The 26034-nt window shown below is 71.5% G+C and carries 23 protein-coding genes and 1 pseudogene; 16 read left to right on the top strand and 8 right to left on the bottom strand.

Annotation, left to right across the window (positions count from 1 at the left end; all coding sequences use genetic code 11):
- Positions 1 to 39: 39 nt before the first annotated feature.
- The 5 genes from ASD48_RS31845 to ASD48_RS31825 form a co-directional block, all read right to left on the bottom strand.
- Positions 40 to 390, bottom strand: a complete 351-nt coding sequence (locus ASD48_RS31845; protein WP_057605270.1) for a VOC family protein — start codon at positions 388 to 390, stop codon at positions 40 to 42.
- Between the two features lie 128 nt (positions 391 to 518).
- Positions 519 to 1553, bottom strand: a complete 1035-nt coding sequence (locus ASD48_RS31840; protein ID WP_057605269.1) for a LacI family DNA-binding transcriptional regulator — start codon at positions 1551 to 1553, stop codon at positions 519 to 521.
- Entirely contained in the window at positions 1550 to 2455 is a 906-nt protein-coding gene (locus ASD48_RS31835) for a carbohydrate ABC transporter permease (RefSeq protein WP_057605268.1), read from the bottom strand. The genes ASD48_RS31840 and ASD48_RS31835 overlap by 4 nt, the downstream gene beginning before the upstream one ends.
- Complete coding sequence (locus ASD48_RS31830) at positions 2452 to 3387, bottom strand: sugar ABC transporter permease (protein WP_057605267.1); 936 nt, start codon at positions 3385 to 3387, stop codon at positions 2452 to 2454. Before ASD48_RS31830 ends, ASD48_RS31835 begins: the two co-directional genes overlap by 4 nt.
- Entirely contained in the window at positions 3384 to 4712 is a 1329-nt protein-coding gene (locus ASD48_RS31825; RefSeq protein WP_057605266.1) for an extracellular solute-binding protein, read from the bottom strand. Before ASD48_RS31825 ends, ASD48_RS31830 begins: the two co-directional genes overlap by 4 nt.
- A 228-nt stretch (positions 4713 to 4940) precedes the next feature.
- On the opposite strand from ASD48_RS31825, the gene ASD48_RS31820 reads away from it, so the two are divergent.
- From ASD48_RS31820 to ASD48_RS46225, 15 genes are all read left to right on the top strand, one after another.
- Positions 4941 to 6962: a beta-galactosidase gene (locus ASD48_RS31820; RefSeq protein WP_057605265.1), complete on the top strand. Its 2022-nt coding sequence runs from the start codon at positions 4941 to 4943 to the stop codon at positions 6960 to 6962.
- A gap of 104 nt (positions 6963 to 7066) precedes the next feature.
- Positions 7067 to 8635, top strand: coding sequence for an arabinogalactan endo-1,4-beta-galactosidase (locus ASD48_RS31815; RefSeq protein WP_057605264.1), 1569 nt, complete (start codon positions 7067 to 7069; stop codon positions 8633 to 8635).
- A gap of 212 nt (positions 8636 to 8847) precedes the next feature.
- Positions 8848 to 9135, top strand: a complete 288-nt coding sequence (locus ASD48_RS31810) for a hypothetical protein (RefSeq protein WP_057605263.1) — start codon at positions 8848 to 8850, stop codon at positions 9133 to 9135.
- A gap of 133 nt (positions 9136 to 9268) precedes the next feature.
- Positions 9269 to 10237, top strand: a complete 969-nt coding sequence (locus tag ASD48_RS31805) for an SMP-30/gluconolactonase/LRE family protein (RefSeq protein WP_057605262.1) — start codon at positions 9269 to 9271, stop codon at positions 10235 to 10237.
- A 78-nt stretch (positions 10238 to 10315) separates the two neighbouring features.
- Complete coding sequence (gene crcB / locus ASD48_RS31800) at positions 10316 to 10786, top strand: fluoride efflux transporter CrcB (RefSeq protein ID WP_057605261.1); 471 nt, start codon at positions 10316 to 10318, stop codon at positions 10784 to 10786.
- A complete protein-coding gene (locus tag ASD48_RS31795; protein WP_057605562.1) occupies positions 10783 to 11175 on the top strand; it encodes a DUF190 domain-containing protein in 393 nt (130 codons plus the stop codon). The genes crcB (ASD48_RS31800) and ASD48_RS31795 overlap by 4 nt, the downstream gene beginning before the upstream one ends.
- The gene (gene crcB / locus ASD48_RS31790) at positions 11172 to 11537 is read left to right on the top strand and encodes a fluoride efflux transporter CrcB (protein ID WP_057605260.1); all 366 of its coding nucleotides are present in this window, start codon (positions 11172 to 11174) and stop codon (positions 11535 to 11537) included. Before ASD48_RS31795 ends, crcB (ASD48_RS31790) begins: the two co-directional genes overlap by 4 nt.
- Before the next feature lie 94 nt (positions 11538 to 11631).
- On the top strand, positions 11632 to 12468 hold the full coding sequence (locus ASD48_RS31785) for an undecaprenyl-diphosphate phosphatase (RefSeq protein ID WP_057605259.1): 837 nt from the start codon (positions 11632 to 11634) through the stop codon (positions 12466 to 12468).
- A 239-nt stretch (positions 12469 to 12707) separates the two neighbouring features.
- Positions 12708 to 13385, top strand: coding sequence for a FadR/GntR family transcriptional regulator (locus tag ASD48_RS31780; protein ID WP_057605258.1), 678 nt, complete (start codon positions 12708 to 12710; stop codon positions 13383 to 13385).
- Positions 13382 to 14821, top strand: a complete 1440-nt coding sequence (locus ASD48_RS31775) for an amino acid permease (protein WP_057605257.1) — start codon at positions 13382 to 13384, stop codon at positions 14819 to 14821. Before ASD48_RS31780 ends, ASD48_RS31775 begins: the two co-directional genes overlap by 4 nt.
- Positions 14822 to 14865: 44 nt before the next feature.
- The gene (locus ASD48_RS31770) at positions 14866 to 15882 is read left to right on the top strand and encodes an asparaginase (protein ID WP_057605256.1); all 1017 of its coding nucleotides are present in this window, start codon (positions 14866 to 14868) and stop codon (positions 15880 to 15882) included.
- Positions 15883 to 16126: 244 nt separating this feature from the next.
- Positions 16127 to 17539 carry an aspartate ammonia-lyase gene (aspA, locus tag ASD48_RS31765; protein WP_057605255.1) on the top strand — a complete coding sequence of 471 codons (1413 nt, stop codon included), beginning with the start codon at positions 16127 to 16129 and terminating at the stop codon, positions 17537 to 17539.
- Between the two features lie 123 nt (positions 17540 to 17662).
- Entirely contained in the window at positions 17663 to 18592 is a 930-nt protein-coding gene (locus ASD48_RS31760) for a glutaminase (RefSeq protein WP_057605561.1), read from the top strand.
- A 36-nt stretch (positions 18593 to 18628) separates the two neighbouring features.
- Complete coding sequence (gene mptB / locus ASD48_RS31755; RefSeq protein WP_282438359.1) at positions 18629 to 20140, top strand: polyprenol phosphomannose-dependent alpha 1,6 mannosyltransferase MptB; 1512 nt, start codon at positions 18629 to 18631, stop codon at positions 20138 to 20140.
- A 20-nt stretch (positions 20141 to 20160) separates the two neighbouring features.
- Positions 20161 to 21579, top strand: coding sequence for a glycosyltransferase 87 family protein (locus tag ASD48_RS46225; RefSeq protein ID WP_057605253.1), 1419 nt, complete (start codon positions 20161 to 20163; stop codon positions 21577 to 21579).
- 83 nt (positions 21580 to 21662) lie between these two features.
- Here ASD48_RS46225 and ASD48_RS42755 read toward each other — a convergent pair.
- A pseudogene (locus ASD48_RS42755) lies at positions 21663 to 22580 on the bottom strand (serine hydrolase); the annotation flags it as partial.
- 88 nt (positions 22581 to 22668) lie between these two features.
- A complete protein-coding gene (rho, locus tag ASD48_RS31740) occupies positions 22669 to 23811 on the bottom strand; it encodes a transcription termination factor Rho (RefSeq protein ID WP_057605252.1) in 1143 nt (380 codons plus the stop codon).
- Between the two features lie 694 nt (positions 23812 to 24505).
- On the opposite strand from rho, the gene ASD48_RS31735 reads away from it, so the two are divergent.
- Positions 24506 to 25405 (top strand): hypothetical protein, encoded by a 900-nt coding sequence (locus tag ASD48_RS31735; RefSeq protein ID WP_199876064.1) that lies wholly within the window; start codon positions 24506 to 24508, stop codon positions 25403 to 25405.
- Between the two features lie 191 nt (positions 25406 to 25596).
- Here ASD48_RS31735 and ASD48_RS31730 read toward each other — a convergent pair whose 3' ends face one another.
- The gene (locus ASD48_RS31730) at positions 25597 to 26004 is read right to left on the bottom strand and encodes a nuclear transport factor 2 family protein (RefSeq protein WP_057605251.1); all 408 of its coding nucleotides are present in this window, start codon (positions 26002 to 26004) and stop codon (positions 25597 to 25599) included.
- Between the last annotated feature and the right edge of the window lie 30 nt (positions 26005 to 26034).

The following is a 26034-nucleotide window of genomic DNA, read 5'->3' as shown; positions in this document are numbered from 1 at the left end:
AGTGCGGGTGCAAGCGGTTCCCCAGGCGCCTCGTGGGCCTCAGGCGGCCGGGTCCTGGAGCAGCCCCACCAGGTTGCCGTCCGCGTCCTTGACGAAGGCGATCAGCCTGCCGCCGCCGACGTCCTGCGCGTCCTGAAGCAGCTCCGCCCCCGCCGCGACCAGCGCCGCGAGCCGCTCGCGCAGATCCGTGACATGCCAGTACGGAACCGGCCCGGTCATGCCCTTGGAGTGCCCGTTCGGGTCGAGACCGACGTCCTGTCCCGCGGCCTTGAAACCGACGTAGTAGGGCTCGTCGGCGTACGGCTCGACCTCCAGCAGCGCGCTGAACAGGGCCTTCGCCCGGGCGAGGTCCTTGACGGGGTAGATGATCGTCTGCATGCCGGCGCTCATGGCGTTCTCCTCGGTGACGTGCGGTAGGCGGGAACGAGTCCGTGTTCCCGCACTACTCACGCTAGGCCGGAGAGCGGCCGACGGCTTCTCCGATCCTGACCGGTTCGGCGCGTGCACCGCCCGATCCGCTACGTCGACTCCCGCTTCACCAGCTCCGTCGGCAGGATCACCGCCGCCGGGTCCTCGCCCCCTATCTGGGCGAGCAGCACCCGGACCATCTCGTTGCTGATCCGGTCCCAGGGCTGCCGGATGGTGGTGAGGGAGGGGCTGGCCGCGGTCGCCGCCGGGGAGTCGTCGAAGCCGCCCACCGCGACGTGCTCGGGGACCCGCCGGCCCGCCCGGTGCAGCGCGGTCAGCACGCCCTGTGCCATCAGGTCGGACGCGACGAAGACCGCGTCGAGGTCCGGTGCCTGCGCCAGCAGCCGCTCGGCACCCGCCTCACCGCTGGCCCGGCTGTAGTCACCGGAGACGACGATCCGCTCGTCGTAGTCGACGCCCGCCTCGGCGAGCACCTCCCGGTAGCCGGCGAGCCGCTCCACACCGCCGGGGGTGTCCAGCGGGCCGGTGACCACGCCGACCCGCCGACGGCCCTGGGCCAGCAGATGGCGCACCATGTCCCGGGCGCCGTCGCGGTCGTCGGCGGCCACGTAGCTCACCTTGGACCCGATCCCGATCGGCTTGCCGCACGCGACCAGCGGGACGCCCGCCTCGCGCAGCTCCGTGGCGATCGGGTCCCCGGAATGGCTGGAGACCAGCAGCACCCCGTCGACATGCCCGGCGGTGATGTACCGCGTGATGCGCCGCCGCTCGTCCTCGGTCCCGGCCAGCATCAGCAGGAGGGGGATGTCGTGCGCGGCCAGCGCCTGTGTGCAGCCGCGCAGCAGGACGTTGAAGTTGGGGTCCTCGAAGAACCGCTCCTGGGGCTCGGTGAGCAGGAAGCCCACCGAGTCGGAACGGCCGGTGATCAGGGAACGGGCGTGCCGGTTCACGACGTAACCCGTCCTGCGGATCGCGGCGTTGACCGCCTCGGCCGCGGAAGGGCTGACGTAGTGTCCACCGTTGAGCACCCGCGAGACGGTGCCCCGGGAGACTCCGGCCTCGCGTGCCACGTCGTGGATGGTCGGCGGTCTGCGCCGGCCCCCCGCACCATTGTTCATGGTCATGACTTTACGGCTCCGGACAGCAGGTCCAGGCTCCAGAACCGCTGAATGACCAGGAACAGCGCCACCAGCGGGATCACCGCGAGGAACGCTCCGGTGATCACCAGCGTGTAGAGCGCCGGGGTGTTGGCGCCCTGTTCGAGGAGCGTGAACAGACCGAGGGTGAGCGGGAACTTCTCGTCGTCGCTGAGCATGATGTACGGCAGCAGGAAGTTGTTCCAGATCGCCACGAACTGGAACAGGAACACCGTCACCATGCCCGGCACCATCATGGGCAACGCGACCCTGGTGAAGATCCGCCACTCGCTCGCCCCGTCCATCCGGCCGGCCTCCACCACGTCGCTCGGCACGGCCGCGGCCGCGTAGATGCGCGCGAGGTAGACGCCGTACGGGGACAGGACCTGCGGCAGCAGCACCGACCAGTAGGAGTCCGTCAGGTCCGCCTTGGCCATCAGCAGGTACTGGGGGATGGCGAGGATGATCGGCGGCATCAGCACGCCCGCGAGCAGCACGTTGAACAGCGTCTCGCGGCCCCGGAAGCGGTACGTGGCCAGCGCGTAGCCGCTGAACGCCGACACACACGTGGACAGCAGCGCGCCGAGCACGGCGTACAGGGCGGAGTTGGCCATCCACTGCCAGTAGATGCCGTCGCGGTAGGCGTCGAGGTCGTGCAGGTTGTCGGTGAAGCCGCTGCCCGGCAGGAAGGTGAAGGTGGAGAACAGCTCGCTGCCGGACTTGGTGGACGCGATCACCACCCAGGCCACCGGCAGCAGGCAGTACAGGGCGCCCAGCAGCAGCCCGATCGTCGGGACCAGCGCGATCCGGCCGCGCAGCGGCGCACGGTTGCCGGACACGCCGGTGGCACCGGCCGCGGAGGGGGCCTTCCGAACGGCTGTGGAACTCATCGTGCCCCTCCAAGACTGGCGTCCCGCTTGGTACGGCGGTTCGCGGCCCGCAGGAAGCCGAAGGACAGCACCAGCGTGGCGAAAGCGATGATCACGGCCTCGGCGGCCGCCTGGTAGATGTCGCCCGTGCCGAACGCGTCCCGGTACACCTTCATCAGCGGACTCCAGGTCGTGGACACGGAGTTGGTCAGAGGCTTGAGGGTGGTCGGCTCGTTGAACACCTGGAGGGTGGCGATGATCGAGAAGAAGAAGGTCAGCACCAGCGAGGGCGCCACCATCGGGATCTTGATCCGGAGCGCGATCTGAGTCGGGGTGGCGCCGTCCAGCTTCGCCGCCTCGTACACCTCGGCCGGGATGGCCTGCAGCGAGGTGTAGATGACGATCATGTTGAAGCCGGTGCCGCCCCAGACCGCGATGTTCGACAGGGCGAGGTACAGCGGACCGCCGTCCAGCAGGTCCGGCTGCGGCATGCCGAGCTTCTCCAGCACGAAGTAGAACGGGCTGACGTCGGGCAGGTAGAGGAACCCCCACAGCAGCGCCGCCACCACGCCGGGGATGGCGTACGGCAGGAAGATCGCGAGCCGGGTGAACGGCGCGAGCCGCACCTTGTCGGAGTCGAGCATCAGCGCGAACAGCAGCGCCAGGCCCAGCATCACCGGGACGACGATGCAGCCGTAGCCGAGGACGCGCAGCGCGCCGTCGAGCAGTTCGCTGTCGGTGAAGGCGTCGGTGTAGTTCTCGAGGCCGGCCCAGACCTCCTTGCGCGCACCGGAACCCAGGCCGAGGCCGGAGACGTGCACCTTGCGGAAGCTGAGCCACACCGCGTAGCCGATGGGCAGCGCGAAGAACAGGGCGAAGAGGATCGTCGCCGGGACGAGGAAGGCGTACGGGGCCCCCTTGACCCCGTACGACCTCCGGCGTGCGATGGTCACTCGGAGACCTCGAAGCCCTGCTTCTTGAGGTCGGCGACCGTGTCCGCCTGCATCTTGGCCAGGGCGGCGGAGAAGTCCGACTTGTCCTTCGCGGCGGCGCCGAACGCGTCCTTGAAGGTCGTGTAGGCGACGTTCACGTTCGGGCCCCAGGCCGACGGCGCCGTGGTCTTCGCGATCTTGGCGGCCGTGGTGTAGAAGTCCGCCTGGTTCGAGAAGTAGTCCGGCGGGGTGATGAAGGCGCCGCTGAGCTGGGCGGAGGTGGAGGCCGGGTAGATGCCGCTCTCCTTGGCCAGCGCGTTGAGGGCGTCGCCGTCGGTGTTCAGCCAGGCGGCGAACTTGGCGGCGGCCTCCTTGTGCTTCGAGTCCGTCGTCACGGCCGTGGAGGATCCGCCCCAGCTGCCGGTGACGTTCTCGCTGGTCGACCACTGGGGGAGCGGGGCCATGGCCCACTTGCCCTTGGTGTCGGGCGCGGCGGTGGTCAGGGTGCCCGGGGCCCAGACGGCGGAGACCCAGGCGATCTGCTTGCCGGTGTTGAGCGCCTTGTTCCAGGCCGGCGTGTACATCGGCTGGTTGTCGATGGCGCCCTCCTTGACGAGACCGCCCCAGAAGTCGGCGACCTTCTTGGTGGCCGCGTCGTCGATGCCGACGTTCCACTTGTCGCCGGAGGTGGTCCACCACTTGGCGCCGGCCTGCTGGGCGAGGCCCGCGAAGAGGCCGGAGTCGTTGGCGGAGAAGGTGGTGAGGTCCGTGTCCGGAGCCTTCTGCTTCAGTGCCCGGGCGGTCTCCGCGAACTGCTCCCAGGTCGTCGGGACCGTCAGGCCGTACTTCTTGAACAGGTCCGCGCGGTAGTAGAACATCATCGGGCCGATGTCCTGCGGCACCGCGTAGACGGCGTCCGTGCCCAGCGTGGTCTGCTGCCAGACACCGTCGGCGAACTTGTCCTTCGCGTCGCCGACGTTCTTCGCTATGTCCGCGAGCGCGTCATTGCTGACCAGCGTCGGCAGTGCCTGGTACTCGGCCTGGACCAGGTCGGGGGCCTTGCCGGCCTTGTGCGCGGTGAGGATCTTGGTGACCAGCGTGTCGCCGGACGCCTGCTTCTTCACCGTGACGGTGATCTGGTCCTTCTTGCCCTGGCCCTTGTTCCACAGGTCCACGACCTTGTCCATGCCGGGCGTCCACGTCCAGTACGTGAGCGAGACCGGACCGGACTCGGCGCTGTCCTCGTCGGACGAGCCGCAGGCGGTGAGTGCGGTGGCGCCGAGGGCGACGGCGACGGTGGCAGCCGCACCTCTGACAAAGAGCCGCCGGCGCTTCGTGTTGGGCATGGATCTCTCCCCTGACCTGGGTTCTCGCCCGGTGCGAAAACCTGCCATGCGATCGCAGGAGCGGGCTCCCCGCCCGTCGCGAGAAGCTGCTCTGCTGTCTGTGAGCGTTCACAGTAGAGAAACATCCCGGACACTTGTCAATGGTTGTTGCTGTGCGGTTATGTTGGGATCCGAACGCCGCCACCGTGTGTGCACGTTCCCAAATGATCGATTAAACGGGAGAGATCCATGCCGGAGACCAGCCCCAAGGGCCTCACCAGGCTCGCCTTCGGTGGGGACTACAACCCCGAGCAATGGCCGGAAAGCGTCTGGCAGGACGACGTCCGCCTGATGCGCGAGGCCGGCGTCACCATGGTGAGTGTCGGGATCTTCTCCTGGGCCCTGCTGGAGCCCTCGCCCGGGGAGTACGACTTCGGCTGGCTGGACCGCGTCATCGGCCTGCTGCACGACAACGGCATCCGCGTCGACCTGGGCACACCCACAGTGGCGCCGCCGGTCTGGTTCTACCGCGAGCACCCCGAAGCGCTGCCCGTGACCCCGGAGGGCGTGCGCTACGAGTTCGGCTCCCGCGCCGCGATATGTCACAGCAACGCGGACTACCGCGCCGCCGCGGCGAACATCACCACCCGCCTCGCCGAGCGCTACGGAGACCACCCGGCGCTGGCGATGTGGCACGTGCACAACGAGTACGGCGTGCCCGTCTCCGCCTGCTACTGCGACTCCTGCGCCGCCCACTTCCGCCGCTGGCTGGAGACGACGTACGGCACCATCGAGGCGGTCAACAAGGCCTGGGGCACCGCCTTCTGGGGCCAGCGCTACGCGAGCCTCGAGGACGTCAACCCGCCGCGCGCCACCCCGACCGTCGGCAACCCGGGGCAGGCGCTGGACTACCGGCGGTTCGCCGACGCCACCATGCGCGAGAACTTCCTCATGGAGCGGGACATCCTGCACCGCCTCGCGCCCGGTCTCCCGGTGACGACCAACTTCATGACCGCGCTCAGCCAGTGCGACTCGGTCGACTACTGGGCCTGGGGCCGCGAGGTCGACATCGTCACCAACGACCACTACCTGATCACCGACGGCCGCCGCACCCACGTCAACCTCGCGATGGCCGCCGACCTCACGCGCTCCGTCGCCGCCGGCGCCCCCTGGATCCTCCTGGAGCACTCCACCTCGGGCGTCAACTGGCAGCCGCGCAACCCCGCCAAGGCCCCCGGCCAGATGGCCCGCAACTCCCTCGGCCACGTGGCCCGCGGCTCCGAGGGCGCCATGTTCTTCCAGTGGCGGCAGTCCCGGCGCGGCGCCGAGAAGTTCCACTCGGCGATGGTCCCGCACGGTGGCACCGACACCCGTGTGTGGCGCGAGGTCGTCGAACTCGGCGCCTGTCTCGACTCGCTCGGCGCGATCCGCGGCACCCGCACCGAGGCCGACGTGGCGGTCCTGTGGGACTGGCACTCCTGGTGGGCGCAGAACCTCGACTGGCGGCCCAGCGAGGACGCCGACCCGCGCGAACGCGCCGACGCCTTCTACGAGGCCCTCTACGACCGCCACCTCACCGTCGACTTCGCCCACCCCGAGGCCGACCTCTCGCGCTACCCGCTGGTCGTGGTGCCCGCCCTGTACCTGATGACGGAGGCGGCAGGGAACAACCTCAGGGAGTACGTCGCGAACGGCGGCACCCTGGTCGTGTCGTACTTCTCCGGCATCGTCGACGAGCACGACGCCGTCCACGAGGGCGCCTACCCGGGCGCGCTCCGCGACGTCCTGGGCCTGACGGTCGAGGAGTTCTCGCCGCTGCTCCAGGGCGGAGGCGTGCGCCTGACCGGCCCCGACGGCAGCGAGCTCGCCGGCGACGTGTGGACGGAGTTCGTGGTGCCGCGCGGCGCCGAGACCGTGTGGACCTACGCCGACGGCCTCACCGCGGGCCACCCCGCCGTCACCCGGCACCGGCTCGGCGAGGGCACCGCCTGGTACGTCTCCACCCGCCTCGGCCCCGAGGGCCTGGACGCCCTGCTCGGCCGGGCCGCCGAGGACGCGGCGATCGCCCCGCGCGCCGACCTGCCGCACGACGTGGAGGTCGTGCGCCGCTCCGGCGCGACGGGCAGCTACCTCTTCGCGATCAACCACACCCCGGCCGACGCCAAGGTGCCGCTGGAGACCTCCGGCACCGAACTGCTGACGGGCGAACGAGCCGCCGGCCGCCTCGCGGTCCCGGCGGGCGCCGTACGGGTCGTGCGACTCGACGGCTGAGCCGACTCCCCCTCCGCCCGTGGAGCCGCGAGCCGCGGGCGGAGGGGGCCCCTCACCGCACGAGGGAATCACCATCCATCACGTCGAAGGGACGACGGACGACGATGTTCCATCCCAGACGCACACTCAGAACCCTGCTGCTGCCGCTCGCCGCGGGGCTCGCCCTCACCGTCCTGCCCGCGCAGACCGCGCAGGCGGCCACCACGCTCACCAACGGCGGCTTCGAGACCGACGCCGCCGGCACCGCGACCCCGTCCGGCTGGTCGACGTACTCGGCGGCCGGACAGAACTCCGCCTCCTTCACCGAGTCCGGTGGCCACGCGGGCAGTTACCGCCTCTCGCACTACTCGGCCTCCGCCTACAAGGTCGAGACGTACCAGTACCTGTCCGGGCTCACCAACGGGAACTACAAGCTCACCGCCTGGGTGCGCTCCGGCGGCGGCCAGAACTCCGCGTACATCGCGTTGAAGAACTGCGGCAGTGCCGAGCAGCGCACCGCCATCCCGGTCTCCGCCGGCGGCTGGATCCGCATCGTCACCTCCATCGCGGTGACGAACAACCAGTGCACCATCAGCATCAACTCCGACGCCAACGCCGGGAACTGGATCAACGTCGACGACCTGACCTTCGCGTCGGGCTCCACCGGCCTGACCGTCAAGGGCTCGGACGTGTCGTCGCTCATCAAGAGCGAGGCCCTCGGCGGCGTCTACAAGAACAGCTCCGGCACCACCCAGGACGCGCTCGCCGTCCTGAAGAACGCTGGTCAGAACTACGCGCGCGTCAAGGTCTGGGTGAACCCCGCCGACGGCTACAACAACAAGGCGCGGGTCCTGGCGGCGGCCAAGCGCATCAAGGCGCAGGGCACGAAGCTCCTGGTGGACTTCCACTACTCGGACACCTGGGCCGACCCGGGGGCGCAGACCGTGCCCGCCGCGTGGGCCGGGCACTCCTACAGCCAGCTGAAGACGGACGTCTACAACCACACCTACGACGTCCTCAACGCCCTCAAGGCCCAGGGCACCACCGCGGACATGGTGCAGGTCGGCAACGAGATCAACGGCGGCATGCTGTGGTCCACGGGCTCCACCGACAACTGGTCGCAGCTCGCCGGACTGCTCAACTCCGGCTACGACGCGGTCAAGGCGGTCAACTCCGGTACGAGCGTGGCGCTGCACCTCGCCAAGGGCGGTGACCTGGCCGGCACCCGCTGGTGGTTCGACAGCGCCGTCTCCAACGGGGTGAAGTTCGACGTCATCGGCCTGTCGTACTACGGGTACTGGCACGGCACGCTCGCCGACTTCCAGACCACCCTGGACGACGCCGCCTCCCGCTACGCCAAGCCGGTGTACGTCGCCGAGACGGCCTACCCCTTCCGGCTGGACAGCGAGGACTCGACCGAGAACATCATCGACCTCTCGAGCGAGCTGGTGTCCGGCTACCCGGCCACCGTCGCCGGCCAGACCCGGTGGATGAACGACGTGGCGAGCATCGTGGAGGCCGTCCCGAACGGCCGTGGCCTCGGCCTCTTCTACTGGGAGTCCACCTGGACCGCCGTCACCGGCAACGGCTGGGACCCGACCGACGCCGCCTCCGGCAACGGCTGGGAGAACCAGGCCCTGTTCGGCTACGACGACAAGGCCCTGTCCTCCATGTCGTGGTTCAGCCACCGCTGATCCGCCCAGCACTCCCGGAGCGGGGGCCCGGCCGCACCGCGCGGCCGGGCCCCCGTCCGTCTTCCGGCCCTTCATCCGAACACCCTTGTGGAGCAAGGGTGTTCGATCCCGGCCAAGGCTCGCGGAGTGCGGGACAGGGCGGCCCCGGCTGCGGAACAGTGGGACGACGCGGTACCGGGGGAGCCCCGACCACAGGGACGGAGGGCACGACGATGCTGAGGACTCCAGTGAGTGAGAGGCGACTGGAAATACTGGAGTGGCTGAAGGAGCCGGACCGGCACTTCCCGCCGCAGCGCCACGGCGACCTCGTAGAGGACGGCGTCACGGCGGACGTCGTCGCGGCGAAGCTGGGCGTGCGCCGCCAGGTGGCCGGCACCCACCTCAGCCTGCTCGCCGGCATCGGCCTGCTGCGCGCCAAGCGGATCAGGCGCCGCACCTACTACCGGCGCGACGAGATGCGCATCGCCGAAGTGGCGCGGATGTTCGAGAAAGGGTGGTGAAGGACTTCGCCAAGGGGCGGTGGAGGACGGAGGGTTCACCCTCCGGAAAGGCCCGGCAAAGACCACGGCCACGACCTGTCGACGCCATGCCCGCCTGCGAGGATGGCCGCCTCCTCAAGGAAGGGCGGCCCCTATGGACCGTCGGACGCCTCTCGTCCCCCTCAGGTACATCACACTCCCCGGGCACGGCCCCGAAGACGTCGTCGCCGACCCCAGAGGGCGGGTACTGACCGGGGTGGCGGACGGGCGGATCCTGCGTATCGACGGTCTGGACGACCCGCCCGCGGCTCGCGTGGAGCACATCGCCGAGATCGGCGGACGGCCGCTCGGCCTCGAACTCCTGCCGGACGGCGACCTGTTGGTCTGCTGCGCCGAGGGCGCCCTGCTGCGTGTCGACCCCGAGGGCCGCACCGGAAACGTTCGTGTCCTGACCGAGTCGGCAGCGGGGGAGCGGCTGCGTTTCTGCAGCAACGTCGTCGCGCTGCCCGACGGCACCGTCTACTTCACCGTGTCCAGCCGGGTCCACCCCCTGGAGGACTGGATGGGCGACCTCGTCGAACACACCGGCACCGGACGGCTGTTGCGCCTGGAACCCGGCGCCCGCGAGGCCGAAGTGGTCCTGGAGGGGCTCCAGTTCGCCAACGGCCTGGCGCGCGGCGCCGACGACTCCTTCCTGATCGTCGCCGAGACCGGCGCCCGCCGCCTCACCCGCTACCAGCTCACCGGCCCCCGGGCCGGGCGGGCCGAGCCGCTCGTCGAACAGCTGCCGGGGTTCCCGGACAACCTGTGGCGCGGCGCGCCCGACGGCCCGGTCTGGGTGGCCCTGGCCGGCCCGCGCGTCCCTGCGCTCGACCTCCTGCACCGCGCAGGCCCCGCCGTGCGCCGCCGCGCCGCCCGCCTCGCGGCGAAGGCGCCGTACCGTCCGTCGGGCACGACGGGGGTGCTGGCCGTCGACGACGACGGCCGGATCGTGCACCACCTCACCTACCGCCGCTCCGGGTTCCGCATGGTCACCAGCGTCTGCGAGACCGGCGGCCGACTGGTCCTCGGCAGCCTCTGGGAGCGCGGGATCGCGGTCTGCGAGGCGCCCGTGACCAAGTGAGGCGGCGTTACGCTGGTGCCCGGTCGTGATCACTCCGATGAGGCGGGGCGGTCCCGGCCAGGGCAGGAGACGTACGACATGACAGCTCCGGAGGCCGAGAGCCTCCGCACCGGCGCGGCACGCAGGGCCACCGGGACGGGGCAGCTCCCGGTGGTCGCCGTCGTGGCCGTCGGTGGCGGGGCCGGTGCCGCCACGCGCTACGCGGCCTCCCTGTGGTGGCCCACACAGACCGGCGGGTTCCCGTGGACGACCTTCTGGGTGAACGTGACCGGCTGCGCGGTGATCGGTGTCTTCCTGGTGGTGATCACCGAGGCGGTCACCGCCCACCGGCTGGTGCGGCCGTTCTTCGGCACCGGGGTGCTGGGCGGATTCACCACCTTCTCGACCTACGCCGTCGACATCCGCAGGCTGTTCGACGAGGACCGTCCCGGTACGGCCCTGGCCTACCTCGCCGCGACCCTGCTGGCGGCGCTCCTCGCGGTCGGGCTGGCGGCCACGGCCACCCGCCGCGTTCTCCTGTGGAGGCAGCGATCGTGGAGGCGGCGATGACGAGACCGACCGGCACCGCCCTGCGGCTGACCGTCTTCGTCGGCGAGAGCGACACCTGGCACCGCAAGCCCCTCTACACGGAGATCGTGCACCGCGCCCGCGCGGCCGGTCTCGCGGGCGCCAGCGTCTTCCGCGGCATCGAGGGCTTCGGCGCCTCCTCGCTGATCCACACCTCCCGGCTGCTGTCGCTCAGCGAGGACCTGCCGGTCGCGATCGTCGTCGTGGACACCGAGGAGCGGGTGCGGGCCTTCCTGCCCGAGCTCGACGAGCTGGTCACGGAGGGCATGGTGACGCTCGAACGCTGCGAGGTCATCCGGTACGTCGGCCGGGGCGGGGACCGGGCCGAGAACCAGGGCGATCCGGACATGAAGGGTAAGAAGTCGTTGTGAACTGGCTGCTGGTCGTCGTCGGCGGCATGATCGGCGCCCCGCTCCGCTACCTGACCGACCGCGCGGTGCAGGCCCGGCGTGACTCGCTCTTCCCCTGGGGAACCTTCGTCGTCAACATCGGCGGCTGCCTGATCCTCGGTGTCCTGACAGGCGCCACCACCGTCGGGCCCGACCTGCGGTTGTTCCTGGGGACGGGTTTCTGCGGAGCGCTGACGACGTACTCGACGTTCTCGTACGAGACGCTGCGGCTGACCGAGACCGGCGCGGGCCTCTACGCCGCCGCCAACGCCGTCGCGAGCGTGGCGGTGGGTCTCGGGGCCGCGTTCGCCGGGGTCGCCACAGGCCGGTGGGTGTGGTCGTAGGCGGCCCGGCCGGCTCCGCGCCTGGTAGGACTGTGTACGACACCGGAGCGTCCACGACGCCGTCGACCGATTCGTCTCCTCAGAACTGGATTCCATGAGCGCCATCTCCGTCGGCCAGGCCGTCGTCCTCGGAGCCGTCGAGGGAGTGACCGAGTTCCTCCCCGTCTCCTCCACCGGCCATCTGAAGATCACCGAGGGCCTGATGGGCATCAAGGTCGACGACGACGCCGTCGTCGGGTTCTCGGCCGTCATCCAGGTCGGGGCGATCGCCGCCGTGCTCGTGTACTTCCGCAAGGACATCGTGCGGATCGTCACGGCCTGGTTCCGCGGGCTGCGCAGCCCGCAGGAGCGTCACCACCACGACTACAAGTTCGCCTGGTGGGTGATCTGCGCGACGATCCCGATCGTCGTCGTGGGCCTCGCCGCCAAGCCGCTCATCGAGGGCCCGCTGGCCTCGCTCTGGGTGGTCGCCGGTTCGCTGATCGTCGGCAGCGGCGTGATGTGGGCGGCCGACCGGATGGGCCGCCACAAGCGCGGTGAGGACGACACCTCGTTCAAGGACGCGATGCTGGTCGGCAGCTCCCAGATCCTCGCGCTGCTCTTCCCCGGCTTCTCCCGCTCCGGCGCCACCATGTCCACCGCGCTCATGCTCGACCTGGACCGGGTGGCGGCGACCCGGCTGTCGTTCTTCCTGGGCATCCCCGCCCTGACCGGCGCCGGCATCTACGAGCTGAAGGACGCCCTGGGCACGGGCGCCGGGGCGGCGCCCCTGGCCGTCGGCACGGTGGTGTCCTTCGCGGTCGCCTACGCCTCGATCGCCTGGCTGCTGAAGTACGTCGCCAAGCACTCCTTCAACGCGTTCGTGATCTACCGGCTCGTCGTCGGCGTCGCGCTGTTCGGGCTGCTGGCCGCCGGGGTCCTCGACAGCTGACCGGCCCCGGCGGCCGGTCGAGACACATAGAGACACATCGGCGGCCGGCCGGCCGAGGGTCGGGTAATCCCCTCGTCGTACCCCTCAGGGGGCGGGAAGACACCTTTCAGGCTCCCCGCCCCCTGAATTTTCTGTTTCACGGCACGTCTTGACAGCGACGGCAGCGCACCCGGAGTATCACTCCCGTGAACCTGTCAGACAGCCAGACAGGTGGGGCGGGGCCGCGGCGCATCAGTGCGATGGAAGCGGTCCTCACCCACCTCCGCGGCGCCATCGAGCGCGGCCGCTACGCCATCGGTGACAAGCTCCCTTCCGAGGCGGAGCTCTGCCGCACCCTCGAGGTGTCCCGGCCCGTCCTGCGGGAAGCCCTGCGCGCCCTGCAGACGATGGGCCTGACCGTCGCCAAGACGGGCAAAGGCACCTTTGTGATCGCGAACACCGTGGAGGACCCCACCTTCGGCGACTACGCGGCCAGCGATCTGCTCGAGGTGCGCCGGCACGTCGAGGTCCCGGTCGCCGGATACGCGGCACTGCGCCGCACCCCGGAGAACCTGGACCACCTGGCGCATCTGCTCGACCGCATGGAGCGGGAGACGGACACCACCGCGTGGGTCGCGATGGACACGCTCTTCCACCTGGCCGTCGCCGAGGCCGCCCAGAACCCGGTGTTCCGCCGGGTCATCGAGGAGATCCGGGACGCACTGGCGCGTCAGTCGGCCTTCCTCAACGAGCTGGGCGGACGGCGCGAGCAGTCCAACCGCGAGCACCGGGCGATCGTCGAGGCGCTGATCGACGGTTCCGAGCCCGACGCGGTGGAGGCCATGAGCCACCACCTCGACCGCGTCGAGACGACCCTCACCGACATCGTGCGCGCCCCGCGCACGGACCCTCCCCTGGAAGGCGGACCCGCGGCGTGAGCGACCAGCACCTCAAAGACGAGACGCGCCCCTCGACCCGTCACGTCGACGCCGGAGACGAGGGCTACAGCAAGTCGCTGAAGTCCCGTCACGTCAACATGATCGCCATCGGCGGCGCCATCGGCACCGGTCTCTTCCTCGGCGCCGGCGGACGGCTCGCCGACGCCGGCCCGTCCCTCTTCATCGCCTACGCCGTCTGCGGAATCTTCGCCTTCCTCGTGGTGCGCGCCCTCGGCGAACTCGTGCTGTACCGGCCCTCCTCCGGCGCCTTCGTGTCCTACGCCCGTGAGTTCATGGGGGAGAAGGGCGCGTACACGGCCGGCTGGATGTACTTCCTGAACTGGGCGACCACCGGCATCGCCGACATCACCGCGGTGGCCACCTACACCCACTACTGGGGGATGTTCTCCGACATACCCCAGTGGGTGATCGCGCTCATCGCCCTGGCCGTGGTCCTCACCGTGAACCTGATCTCGGTGAAGATCTTCGGCGAACTGGAGTTCTGGTTCGCCATCGTCAAGGTCGGCGCGCTGGTGATCTTCATGTGCATCGGCATCTTCCTGCTGGTCACCCAGCACCCGGTGGACGGCGCCACGCCCGGCCCGTCCCTGATCACCGACAACGGCGGCATCTTCCCCAGCGGCCTGCTGCCCATGCTGCTGATCATCCAGGGCGTCGTCTTCGCCTACGCCTCCGTCGAGCTGGTCGGCGTCGCCGCCGGTGAGACCGAGAACCCCGAGAAGATCATGCCGAAGGCGATCAACTCGATCATGTGGCGCGTGGGTCTGTTCTACGTCGGCTCGGTCGTCCTGCTGTCGATGCTGCTGCCGTGGAACAAGTACACGTCCGGCGAGAGCCCCTTCGTGACGGTCCTCTCCAACATCGGCATCCCCGCGGCGGGCGGCGTGATGAACCTCGTCGTCCTGACCGCCGCCATGTCCTCGCTCAACTCCGGCCTGTACTCCACCGGCCGCATCCTGCGCTCCATGGCGATGTCCGGCTCCGCGCCGAAGTTCACCGGCCTGATGAGCCGCAGCCAGGTCCCGTACGGCGGCATCCTGCTCACCAGCGGTATCTGTGTGCTGGGCGTCGGCCTCAACTTCGTGGTCCCGGCGGACGCCTTCGAGATCGTGCTGAACTTCGCGGCGATCGGCATCCTCTCCACCTGGGGCATGATCATGATCTGTCACCTGCTCTTCTGGCAGAAGACCCAGAAGGGCGAACTGACCCGACCCGACTACCGGCTGCCGGGTTCCCCCTGGACCGAACTCGTGACGCTGTTCTTCCTCGCCTCGGTCCTGGTCCTCATGTACGCCGACGGCGGCGCCGGACGCACCACCGTGCTGTGCCTGCCGCTGATCGCCGCCGCGCTGGTCGCCGGGTGGTACGCCATCCGCCGCAACCTCGCGCGCACCTCAGCCAAGGCCGACGCGTGACCCCGTCGCCGGCCGCCGACCACCCACCAGTGATGCAGGCAGTGATGTACAGCAGTTCCCTCGCCGACGCCCCCGCGATCCGCGAACCCCTCCACACCCCCGTCGCCCACCTCGTCCGCGGCGGGGTGACCGAGGGCATCCACTACGGTTCCGTCGTCGTCCTCGGCGCGGGCGGTGAGATCGAGCTCCAGCTCGGCGACATCGAGGCCGCCTTCTACCCGCGCTCGGCGCTCAAGCCGGTCCAGGCCGTGGCCATGGTCCGCGCCGGGCTGCCGCTCGACGGCGAGCTGCTCTCGCTCGCCGCCGCCAGCCACTCCGGCGAGGAACGCCACCTCGCCGGGACCCGGCGGATCCTCGAGCTGGCGGGCGTCTCGGAGGACGACCTGCGCAACGTCGCGGACCTGCCGTACGACCCGGCGGTCCGCGACGCCTGGATACGGGAGGGCCGCGCGCCCTCCCGAACGGCCCAGAACTGCTCCGGGAAGCACGCGGCCATGCTGTACACGTGCAGGCTCAACGGCTGGTCCCTGGACGACTACCTCGACCCGGGGCACCCGCTCCAGCAGGCGATCGCCGAGATCGTCGAGGACCTCACCGGACAGCGGATCGCCCGGGTCACGGTCGACGGCTGCGGCGCCCCCCTGTTCTCGGTCTCCCTGCACGGCCTCGCCCGGGCCGCCGCCCGCGTCAGCGCCTCCGCGCCCGGTACCCCCGAGGCGCGGGTGGCCGACGCGATGCGCGGGCACGCCGAGATGGCGTCCGGCTCCGGCCGGGACGTGGCCGCGCTGATGCGGGCCGTCCCCGGTCTGCTGGCGAAGGACGGCTTCGAGGGCGTCGAGGTCGCCGCACTCCCGGACGGCAGGGCCGTCGCCGTCAAGATCTCCGACGGCGCGAACCGCGCCCGCGTCCCGGTCACCGCGGCCGCGCTCGTCCGCGCCGGCGTGGACCCCGCCCTGCTCACCGAGTTCGCGGGCGAACCCCTCCTCGGCGGCGGCGAACCGGTCGGCTGCGTCCGCCCGGTCCGCGCGCTGGACCCGGTCACCGTGCGCGCCTGCGCCTGACAGTCTCCGGTGACCACCGGGTGTGCGCGGTGGTCACCGGCGTCCCGCCGGATCCCACGCGCGGTCCTCGCACCGCGCTCGGACCTGGCGCGGCCGACCCTGAACCACCGGTCCGGTCACCGCCGGACGGGTGCCTCGACCGGCTCGGGCGGGCGTCACCCCGTACCGCCCGAGCCGGCCGCCCTCCCCACCGGACGACTCCCGCTCCACCCGACCCTCACCCTCGGAAAGAGGCCGTACCCTCATGACCGCCGCCGTCACCCGCAGCGAACACGACCTGCTCGGAGACCGGGACGTCCCGGCCGACGCCTACTGGGGCGTCCACACCCTGCGCGCCACGGAGAACTTCCCCATCACCGGGACGCCGATCTCCGCCTATCCGCACCTCATCGACGCCCTCGCCGCCGTCAAGGAGGCCGCCGCCCTCGCCAACGAGGAGCTCGGCCTGCTCGCGCCGGACAAGGCGGCCGCCATCGTCGCCGCGTGCCGTGAGATACGCGCGGGGAAGCTGCACGAGCAGTTCGTCGTCGACGTCGTCCAGGGCGGCGCGGGCACCTCGACCAACATGAACGCCAACGAGGTCGTCGCCAACCGCGCGCTGGAGCTGCTCGGGCACGCGAAGGGCGACTACCGGCACCTGCACCCCAACGAGGACGTCAACCTCGGCCAGTCGACGAACGACGTCTACCCCACCGCGGTCAAGGTCGCGACCGTCTTCGCCGTGCGCGGCCTGCTCAAGGCCATGGCCGTTCTCCAGGACTCCTTCGCCCGCAAGGCCGTCGAGTTCCGTGACGTGCTCAAGATGGGCCGTACACAGTTGCAGGACGCGGTGCCGATGACGCTCGGTCAGGAGTTCTCCGCCTATGCCGTCATGATCGACGAGGACCGCAACCGTCTTGACGAGGCGGTCCAGTTGATCCATGAGATCAACCTGGGGGCCACGGCCATCGGGACCGGCCTCAACGCCCCCGCCGGGTACGCCGAGGCCGCCCGTCGTCACCTCGCCGACATCACCGGGCTGCCGCTGGTCACCGCGGCCAACCTGGTCGAAGCCACCCAGGACTGCGGCGCGTTCGTCCAGATGTCCGGCGTGCTCAAGCGCGTCGCCGTCAAGCTCTCCAAGAGCTGCAACGATCTGCGGCTGCTGTCCTCCGGGCCGCGCGCCGGCCTCGGCGAGATCAACCTGCCGCCCGTACAGGCCGGTTCGTCCATCATGCCGGGCAAGGTCAACCCGGTGATCCCCGAGGTCGTCAACCAGGTCGCCTTCGAGGTGATCGGCAACGACGTCACCATCACCATGGCCGCCGAGGCCGGACAGCTCCAGCTCAACGCCTTCGAGCCGATCATCCTGCACTCCCTGTCGGAGTCCATCACCCACCTGCGCGCCGCCTGTCTCACCCTCGCCGAGCGCTGCGTGGACGGCATCACCGCCAACACCGAGGTGCTGCGCGCGAGCGTGGAGAACTCCATCGGCCTGGTCACCGCCCTCAACCCGCACATCGGGTACACGGCGGCCACCGACATCGCCAAGGAGGCCCTCGTCACCGGCCGTGGCGTGGCCGAACTCGTCCTGGAGAAGGGCCTGCTGCCCGCCGAGCGGCTCGCCGAACTGCTGCGCCCCGAGGTCCTGGCGGGCAGCGGAGCCCCCCTCGTCTGACCGCACTCGTCCGGCACCGGACGTCCGGTACCCCACGCCCGGCACCCGACGTCCGGCACCCACGTCCGCCACCCGCCACCCGCGACGACGCGCCCGGACCGGCACGGAGGCACAATAGTGATCATGACAACGACGCCGTCCCGTGCCTTCCAGCCGGTCCTGGACCGCATCGCCGAGGAGGTGGAACGCACCCCCGGCCGGGGCCGTCCCGCCGACTACATCCCGGCGCTCGCGGCCTGCGACCCGCGCCGCTTCGGCATGGCCGTCGCGGAACCGGACGGCACGGTGTACGGCGTGGGGGACTGGCGGGAGCCGTTCTCCACGCAGTCCCTCACCAAGGTCTTCACCCTCGCCCTGGACCTGGCCCGCGAGGGCGACGAACTCTGGGAGCACGTGGGCCGCGAACCCTCGGGCAACCCCTTCAACTCCCTGATCCAGCTGGAGTACGAGAACGGCATCCCGCGCAATCCCTTCATCAACGCGGGCGCGCTGGTCGTCACCGACCGGCTCCAGACCCGCACGGGGGACGCGGCGGGCGAACTCCTCGGCTTCCTGCGTGCGGAGAGCGGCAACCCCACGCTCGGTTTCGACGAGGAGGTCGCCGCCTCCGAGGCCGCGCACGGCGACCGCAACGCCGCCCTCGCCCACTTCATGGCGTCCTACGGCAACATCGACAACCCGGTACCGGTCCTCCTCGACCAGTACTTCCGGCAGTGCTCCCTCACCGCCTCCTGCGCCGACCTCGCCCTGGCCACCGGCTTCCTCGCCCGGCACGGCCTGCGCGCCGACGGCACCCGGCTGCTCACCGGCAGCCAGGCCAAGCAGGTCAACGCGGTGATGCTGACCTGCGGCACCTACGACGCGGCCGGCGAATTCGCCTACCGGGTCGGCCTGCCCGGCAAGAGCGGCGTGGGTGGCGGCATCATCGCCGTCGTCCCGGGCCGCTGCACGCTGTGCGTGTGGAGCCCGGGTCTGGACGACCGGGGCAACTCGGTGGCGGGAGTCGCCGCCCTGGACCGGTTCACGACCCTGACCGGGGTGTCGGTGTTCTGAGCCCGCGGTTCGCACCGCGAGACGGTCCGGCCCGCGGTGCTCGTCGGCGCGGCGCCCGGCTCGCCCGCCGGTCACGCGCGGGCCGCCGCCAGGCAGGCGCGATGTCGCTCCGCGGTCACCCGGGACGGCCACGATGACAGAGTGCTGACCAAGGCCTTTTCCGTCGATCTGCGTCGTTGCCAGGTTCTGGGCCTGGCCGGAACCGCCTTTCTCGCGCTCGGCGGCGAGACGGCGGGCGCGCTGCCCGCCCGGGAACTCCTGGCCCCGTCCTCGGTGCACGCCGTGCTGGGTCTGGTCGGCGTGTACTTCGGGCTGGTGCTGCTGACCGCGGCCTGGATCCTGCTGGGCACGCTGGTGCGTGGCGCGGATCCGCCGACCCCCCGCGCCCTCGTCCTGGTCCTCGCCGTCTGGGCGGCGCCGCTGCTGATCGCGCCGCCGCTGTTCAGCCGGGACGTGTACAGCTATCTGGCGCAGGGCGCCATGGTGGACGCGCATCTCGACGTGTACGCCCACGGTCCGGCCCGGCTCGGCGGTCCGCTCGCCGACGAGGTCGCCCCGCTGTGGCGGAACACCGGAGCCCCGTACGGCCCGGTCTTCCTCGCCGTCGCCGCCGCCCTGTCCGGACTGACCCGGGGCGCCCTGTCCGCCGGGCTGCTCGGCATGCGGTGCGTCGCGCTGGCGGGGGTGGCACTGATGACGGCCGCCCTGCCCCGGCTCGCCCGGCACAGCGGGGCCGACCCGGCGGCCGCGCTCTGGCTCGGCGCGCTCAATCCGCTGGTGCTGCTGCATCTGGTGGCCGGTGCCCACAATGACGCGATCATGCTGGGCCTGCTCGGTGTCGGGCTGGTGGCGGCGCTCGGCCGGCGCCCGGTGCTCGGGGCCGTCCTGGTCACCCTGGCCGCCCTGGTCAAGGCGCCCGCCGCGCTGGGGCTCGTCGCGATCGTGGTCCTGTCGCTGCGTGCGGGCGGGCGCCCGGTCCGGACCGTGTCGGCCACGGGGGCCGCGGCCGCCGCCACTACGGTCGTGGCGACCGCCGTCGCGGGCACCGGCTACGGCTGGATAGCCGCCCTGAACACACCCGTCTCCGCGCACAACTGGGCGCTCACCAGCCTGCTGGGCCGGGCCACCCGCGCTCTCCTGGAGGGCCTGGGCAGTGACCTGGCGCCCTGGGCGGTGCCCGTCTGGCACGCCCTGGGGCTCGCGGTCACCGCCGTCGCCCTCGTCGTCATCTGGTGGCGGCTGCGTCGGCGGCCGGTGTACGCGCTCGGCCTGAGTCTCGCGACGGTGGCCGCGTTCGGCCCGGCGATCCGCCCCTGGTACGCGCTGTGGGCTCTGTTCCTCATCGCGGCGGCGGCCCCGGCCACCCTGATACGCCACCGGACGGCGGCCGTGGCGGGCGTTCTCGCCCTCGTCGTCCTGCCCGACGGTGGCCCCGCCGACCCGGCCCGTCTGGTCCTGGCCGTCTGCGGCGGCGCGCTCGCCGTGGTCGTCCTGTGGCAGGCCCACCTCGCCGCACAGGCGCCGACCGCCCTGGGACGTACGGCGTGAGACCTCGTGAGATCCGCGGGGTGAAGCCGCCCCGCACCGACCGCGGCCGCCTCCTGCTGCTCCTCGCGTTCGCCGCCCTCGTCACCGTCTTCACCGCGACGGTGCCGCTGCTGCGCGACTGGTTCGACCTGCGGGTCTACCACGGCACCGTCAACAGCTGGATCCACGACGGCGGCCGGGTCTACGACTACCGGGTACCGGGCACGCGGTACGGGTTCACCTACCCCCCGTTCGCGGCCGTCGTCATGCTGCCGATGGCGTGGGTCGGGCTGCGCACCGCGATCGTGACCGCGCTGCTGCTCAACCTGGCGGCGCTGGCGTTCGTGGCGCGGGTGTGCGTCGGACCCCGGTGGCGGCGCTACGGCTGGTACGGAGCCGGGCTCGCCGCCAGCGCACTCGCGCTCTTCGAACCGCTGCGTGACACCCTCAGCTTCGGCCAGGTCAACCTGCTGCTGCTGGCCCTGGTGCTCGCCGACGCCGGGCCGCTCGCGTCCGGGCGGACCCGCTGGGCCGGGGTCGGCATCGGCCTGGCGGCGGCCGTCAAGCTCACGCCCGCGCTCTTCGTCGGCCTGCTGCTGGTCGCCGGCCGCCGACGGGCGGCCGTGGTGGCCACGACCGTGGCGGCGGCCGCCACCGCGCTCGCGGCCCTGGTCGCCCCGGACGCCTCGCGCTTCTACTGGACGCGGGCCCTGTGGGACACGACCCGGGTGGGCCGGCTCGACTACGTCTCCAACCAGTCGCTGCAGGGCGTCCTGGCTCGGCTGGGCGTGGAGAGCCGGGCGGTCTGGGCGGTACTGGTGCTGGCCGCGCTGGGCCGGTGGGCGTGGCGCGCGCGGCGGGCGGCGGCCGCGGGGGACTGGCCGGCGGCCTTCGCCCTGACCGGCCTCGCCGCCTGTCTGGTCAGTCCCGTGACGTGGGTGCACCACCTGGTGTGGCTGCTGCCGTCCTTCGCGGTGCTGATCCGCGCGGGGCGCCCACGCGTCGCGGGCGCCCTGTACGCGGTGCTGTGCACCAGCGTGGTGTGGCTGTGGTTCGACGACGCGTCCGGCGTCGACGGCTTCCTCGGCAGCAACGTCTACACCTGGATCACGCTTGGTCTGCTGGTGTGGCTGCCCGTCGGTCATCCTCCCGACGGGCGCCGCCCGGCGAGCCGCAGCACGAGTGCCACGGCTGCCCCGCCCAGCGCGGTGGCGCCCGCGATCAGCGCCGCCTCCGGCCAGCCGGGCGGGTCGGCGGCGGGGACGGCCGCAGCGGCCGTGGTTCCGGCCGGGGGAGAGGCGGCGGCGGAGGCCGAGGGGAGCACGGGCCCGGCCTCCGGGCCCGGTCCGGGTACCGGCCGCGGCCGGGGACGGGCCCGCAGCGCGTCCAGCGAGCCCACCGGATCGACCCGCCCGGCGGCCGCGAACCCCCAGTCCAGCAACGCGCGCGCCTCTTCGTAGACCTCGAACCCGCCGCCCGCCTGAGGGTTCATCACCGTCACGACGAGGGTGCGGCCGCCCTGACGGGCGGCGACGACCAGGGTGTTGCCGGCGTTGCTGGTGTAGCCGTTCTTGATCCCGATCAGCCCCGGGTACGGCTCGACACCGTCCGCGCCGGTCAGCAGCCGGTTGGTGTTGGCGATCCCGTAGGACCGGTCCCCGTCCCCGGGGAAGCTCGCCTCGGCGGTGCCGCAGTACCGCGCGAAGTCCGCGTTGCGCAGCCCCGCCCGCCCGAACACCGCCAGGTCGTACGCGGAGGACACCTGGCCGGGGGCGTCGTATCCGTCGGGCGACAGCACATGGGTGTCCAGGGCGCCCAGGGAACGTGCCTTGGCCTGCATCCGGGTGGCCGTGGCGTGCCAGCCGCCGCTGAGGGCCGCCAGTACGTGCACGGCGTCGTTGCCGGAGTTGAGGAACACTCCGCGCCACAGGTCGGAGACCCGGTACGTGTGTCCCTCGGCGACTCCGACGAGGCTGCTGCCGGGCCCGACGCCGCTGAGCTCCTCCTCGCTCACCCGGTGCCGGAGCTCGCCGGGCAGGAGCGGCAGCACCGTCAGGGCGAAGAGAGTCTTGAGGGTGCTGGCCGGGGGCAGTTTGCGGTGCGCGTTCGACGCGGCGAGCACCTCACCCGTCCGCGCGTCGGAGACCAGCCAGGACAGCGCCGAGACGTCGGGGACCTCGGGTGCGCCAGGGTGGGGCCTGACCTGCGTCCCGGAGCGGTAGAGCAGGGACGGGCGGGGCGCCGTCACCTGGGGGCCGCCTGGCCCACCGGGCCCACCGGGCCCGCCTGGCCCGCCTGGCCCACCGGGCCCACCGGGCGCACCGGGCGCACCGGGCCCGCCGGGTCCACCCGGCGTTGCGGGGTCCGCGCCGGCGGCCGCGGCGGGGCCGAGGGCGAGGACGCCCGCCACACAGAACGCGCACGCCGTCGCAACGGCCCGGGAAGAGAATCCGATCGTCATACGATCAACGTAGGAATGAACCCGGCATTCCCCGCGCTGCCCGTGCCGGACACGGGGGTGCGTGCACCCGGATGCCGCACGTTCCGCCCTACGCGGCGGGCAGGGTCGGCTGGATGCGGCGCAGAAAGGCCGTGTTGTCCGGCGTCTCGCGCATCCGTTCCAGGAGCGTCTCCAGGTTCGCCTGGCCGTCCCGGGTCTGCAGGGCCCGGCGCAGACCGCGTACGGCGGTCAACTCGCCCGGTGAGTAGAGGAGTTCCTCGCGCCGGGTGCCGGAGCCGTTGATGTCGACGGCCGGGAAGACCCGGCGGGAGGCCGGTTCGCGGTCGAGGCGGAGCTCCATGTTGCCGGTGCTCTTCAGTTCCTCGAAGTAGAAGTCGTCGGCCCGGGAACCCGTTTCGACCAGGGCGGTGGCGAGGACGGTGAGCGAGCCGCCCTCCTCGGCCGCCCGGGCGGCACCGAAGAACCGCTTGGGGCCGATCAGCGCGGTCGCGTCCACACCGCCGCTGAGGGTGCGGCCCCCGGCGGCGGCCGCGTTGTTGTGGGCCCGGCACAGCCGGGTGAGCGAGTCGAGGAGGATCACGACGTCCTCGCCCGCCTCGACGAGCCGCTTGGCCCGCTCGATGACGAGTTCGGCCAGCGCGATGTGCTGCCTGGGCGCCCGGTCGAACGTCGAGGCGTACACCTCGCCGCGCACGGAGCGCCGCATGTCGGTGACCTCCTCGGGCCGCTCGTCGAGCAGGACGACCATCAGCCGCGCCCCGGGGTGGTTGCCGGCGACGGCGGCGGCGATCTGCTGGAGCAGTACCGTCTTGCCTGATTTCGGCGGGGCGACGATCAGTCCGCGCTGTCCCTTGCCGATCGGCGCGACGAGATCCGTGACCCGGCCGGCCAGGCCGGCCGCCGGATGTTCCAGGCGGAGCCGCTCGTGGGGGTGGACGGGAGTCAGGTCGCGGAAGTGGCGGCGAGCGCGCAACTCCTCGGGCGCCCGGCCGTTGACGCGGGCGACCTCGGTGAGGGCGCGCTGGGTACCGCGCACCCCTTCCACGAGGTCGCCCCTGCGCAGGCCGTGACGGCGGATCAGTGCGGCCGGGACCTGGAGGTCGGCGGGTGTGGACAGGCAGTCCGCGGGGCGCAACTGCCCCTTCCCGCTCGCGTCGACGTCGAGGACACCGGCGGCGACCCGGGCCGGGGGCCGCTGTTGGACAGGGGGGTGATCGAGAGTGGTGGTCATGGTGGTCGGTCCTTTCGAGGACGGAAGGCATGAGGCATGCGGAGAGGGGGAGCGGCCGCGATGGGAGGGCGCACGGCGCACCTCGGGCGGCGGGAACAGCACCTCGGCCACGGCGAACCTGAGCCGTCGGTGAGGTGGTGCGGGAAAGCCGCTGTACCGGTCGGAAGCGACGGGTGACGCGGCGAACTGAAGGGAACTGGCACCGGCGCCCACTGGAGGGGCGTACACAAGTGCTGTCGGCACTGTAGCACGCCGGTCGATCCCGATGGCGTCAACGCGCTCGGCGCGACGGTTGTTCCCCACGAAGCGGCCACGCACCCGCAGGGGCGTCGCAGCCGCCTCCATCCCCGCGTCGGTCCCGCTCGGCTTGCCCACCAGCGTGGCGGACGCGGCGCGTCGAACGCCGGCAGTGACAGCGCCCGCGCGGCGGCCCGGACCGCCCTCGGCCACGGGATGGCCGTCGGCGTGGTGATCTGCGGCTGCGCGTCGCCGCTGGTCGCGCTGGTCGCGCTGTTCCTGGTGCGGAAGAGCACCGCGCAGGCGACGGTCGGCGCCCCGGTTCAGACGGCGACGCACACAGGAGAGGCCGGGCGAAAGTCCCGGCCTCTTCCGGGTTCTCCCACAGATGTCCCCAGAGGGTAACGATCCGTAACGGTAGGGGACTTGACCGCCATTTCTGCATTATCTTCACGTCATGTCCACGCCGCCTCAGCCCCCGCAGCAGCCGGAGCAGCCGTCCGACGCGCCGGCCCAGTCGAGCGCGTACCCCTACCCGCATCCGCAGTCGCCGGCCCCCGGCGGACCGCTGGGCTTCCCGCCGGCGGCGCCCGCGACCCAGGCCGGCCAGCCGAGCGTCCATGCCCAGCCGACCCTGGTCGGGCAGCCCGCGCAGCCCCAGCCGGTCAACCCGTACCTCCAGCAGGGTCCGTACCCCGTGGTCGGCCCGCCGCCCGGGAGCGGTGGCGGTGGCGGCGGCGCCGGGAAGGCCGTCCTGTGGGGCGCCGTCGGAGCGGTGCTGGCGTCCGCGGCCTGGGCGGCCGGCGTCTTCCTGGTCGGCGCCGAGGACGATCCGGACCTGGGCGGCTACTCGGCGCCGTCGAACCTGTGCAACTCCACGGACTACTCGTCCTTCAAGGAGGAGTACCCGGACAACGACAGCTCCCCGACGCACAACAGCCTCGAGGACGACGCCCTCGACGAGGGCCTGTGCAGCATCAGCCTGAAGAAGTCCACGTCCAGCTACGCGGACGCCTACCTGTACTCCCAGCTGGACCTGCACAAGAAGACCGACCCCGGACCGGAGTTCACCGCGGCCTGGAAGAACTACGCCGACAGCCACACGGGTTACGACGTGGAAGCCGTCACGGGCATAGGCGACGAGGCCTATCTCGTCAGCAACGACACCACGTCCGGCTCGTCCAGCGGATCCCTCTACGCCACGCTCGCCGTGCGGGACGGCTGGGTGACGTACACGATGAGTTACAGCGCCTACTACTCCTCGTACGACGAGGACACGGACCCGCCGTCGCTCGAAGAGGTCACCGGCTACCTGAAGACGGACACGAGGACGACCCTGGAGGACCTCGGGGGCTGAGGCCCGGCCGGGGCACGGGCCGCACGGCACGGCGGCCGGACCGCGGGCACGCGCCTCAGCGGCCGGCCTCCGGCGCGTCCAGCGCGTTCGTGACCGCCGTCACCCCGCCGTGCGCCGTGTACCCCGTCCTCACCTTTCCTCACGCCGGGTGCGACCTACGCGGGAGTCCTCACCCTCACGGTGGCCTGAGGTCAGGAGGCGGAGGCCGACCGGGCCTCCGCCTCCTTCAGGATCTGGTCGAACCGGGCTCCCATCGCCGCCGCCAGAGCCTGTGCGCCCGACAACGGGCGCACCATGACCGTGAGTTCGTCGATGAGCCCCTCCTCGTTGAGGTGGATGAAGTCGCAGCCGGTCAGCTCCCGCTCGCCCACCCGGGCCCGGAACACCAGCGCGTGGTCACGCCCGTCGCCCCCGTCGAGTTCCCGCTCGTAGCGGAAGTCCTCGAAGACCCGCGTCACCGCCCGCAGGATCGACGCGGTGATCGCCTTGCCCGGGTACGGCTTGAACACGACCGGGCTCGTGAACACCACGTCCTCGGCCAGCAGCGCTTCGACGGCCTCGAGATCGCCGGCCTCGACCGCCTCGCGGAACGCGCGCATCGGATCACCTCATTGCTGGACTGGTCAATT

The sequence above is a fragment of the Streptomyces sp. Root1310 genome, assembly GCF_001426425.1.
Taxonomy (GTDB): Bacteria; Actinomycetota; Actinomycetes; order Streptomycetales; family Streptomycetaceae; genus Streptomyces.
The sequence above is the reverse complement of the archived record's forward strand: the minus strand, read 5'-3'. Positions and strand labels throughout refer to the sequence as shown.

Excerpts from the sequence above, each read along its gene's own strand:
- ASD48_RS31810 (WP_057605263.1), top strand. The coding sequence starts at position 8,848 with ATGCTGAGGACTCCAGTGAGTGAGAGGCGACTGGAAATACTGGAGTGG.
- ASD48_RS31840 (WP_057605269.1), bottom strand. The coding sequence starts at position 1,553 with ATGACCATGAACAATGGTGCGGGGGGCCGGCGCAGACCGCCGACCATC.
- ASD48_RS31805 (WP_057605262.1), top strand. The coding sequence starts at position 9,269 with ATGGACCGTCGGACGCCTCTCGTCCCCCTCAGGTACATCACACTCCCC.
- ASD48_RS31820 (WP_057605265.1), top strand. The coding sequence starts at position 4,941 with ATGCCGGAGACCAGCCCCAAGGGCCTCACCAGGCTCGCCTTCGGTGGG.
- ASD48_RS31785 (WP_057605259.1), top strand. The coding sequence starts at position 11,632 with ATGAGCGCCATCTCCGTCGGCCAGGCCGTCGTCCTCGGAGCCGTCGAG.
- ASD48_RS31845 (WP_057605270.1), bottom strand. The coding sequence starts at position 390 with ATGAGCGCCGGCATGCAGACGATCATCTACCCCGTCAAGGACCTCGCC.
- rho (WP_057605252.1), bottom strand. The coding sequence starts at position 23,811 with ATGACCACCACTCTCGATCACCCCCCTGTCCAACAGCGGCCCCCGGCC.
- crcB (WP_057605261.1), top strand. The coding sequence starts at position 10,316 with ATGACAGCTCCGGAGGCCGAGAGCCTCCGCACCGGCGCGGCACGCAGG.
- ASD48_RS31730 (WP_057605251.1), bottom strand. The coding sequence starts at position 26,004 with ATGCGCGCGTTCCGCGAGGCGGTCGAGGCCGGCGATCTCGAGGCCGTC.
- ASD48_RS31735 (WP_199876064.1), top strand. The coding sequence starts at position 24,506 with ATGTCCACGCCGCCTCAGCCCCCGCAGCAGCCGGAGCAGCCGTCCGAC.
- ASD48_RS31760 (WP_057605561.1), top strand. The coding sequence starts at position 17,663 with ATGACAACGACGCCGTCCCGTGCCTTCCAGCCGGTCCTGGACCGCATC.
- ASD48_RS31835 (WP_057605268.1), bottom strand. The coding sequence starts at position 2,455 with ATGAGTTCCACAGCCGTTCGGAAGGCCCCCTCCGCGGCCGGTGCCACC.
- aspA (WP_057605255.1), top strand. The coding sequence starts at position 16,127 with ATGACCGCCGCCGTCACCCGCAGCGAACACGACCTGCTCGGAGACCGG.
- ASD48_RS31795 (WP_057605562.1), top strand. The coding sequence starts at position 10,783 with ATGACGAGACCGACCGGCACCGCCCTGCGGCTGACCGTCTTCGTCGGC.
- ASD48_RS31770 (WP_057605256.1), top strand. The coding sequence starts at position 14,866 with ATGTACAGCAGTTCCCTCGCCGACGCCCCCGCGATCCGCGAACCCCTC.
- ASD48_RS31815 (WP_057605264.1), top strand. The coding sequence starts at position 7,067 with ATGTTCCATCCCAGACGCACACTCAGAACCCTGCTGCTGCCGCTCGCC.
- ASD48_RS31780 (WP_057605258.1), top strand. The coding sequence starts at position 12,708 with ATGGAAGCGGTCCTCACCCACCTCCGCGGCGCCATCGAGCGCGGCCGC.
- ASD48_RS31825 (WP_057605266.1), bottom strand. The coding sequence starts at position 4,712 with ATGCCCAACACGAAGCGCCGGCGGCTCTTTGTCAGAGGTGCGGCTGCC.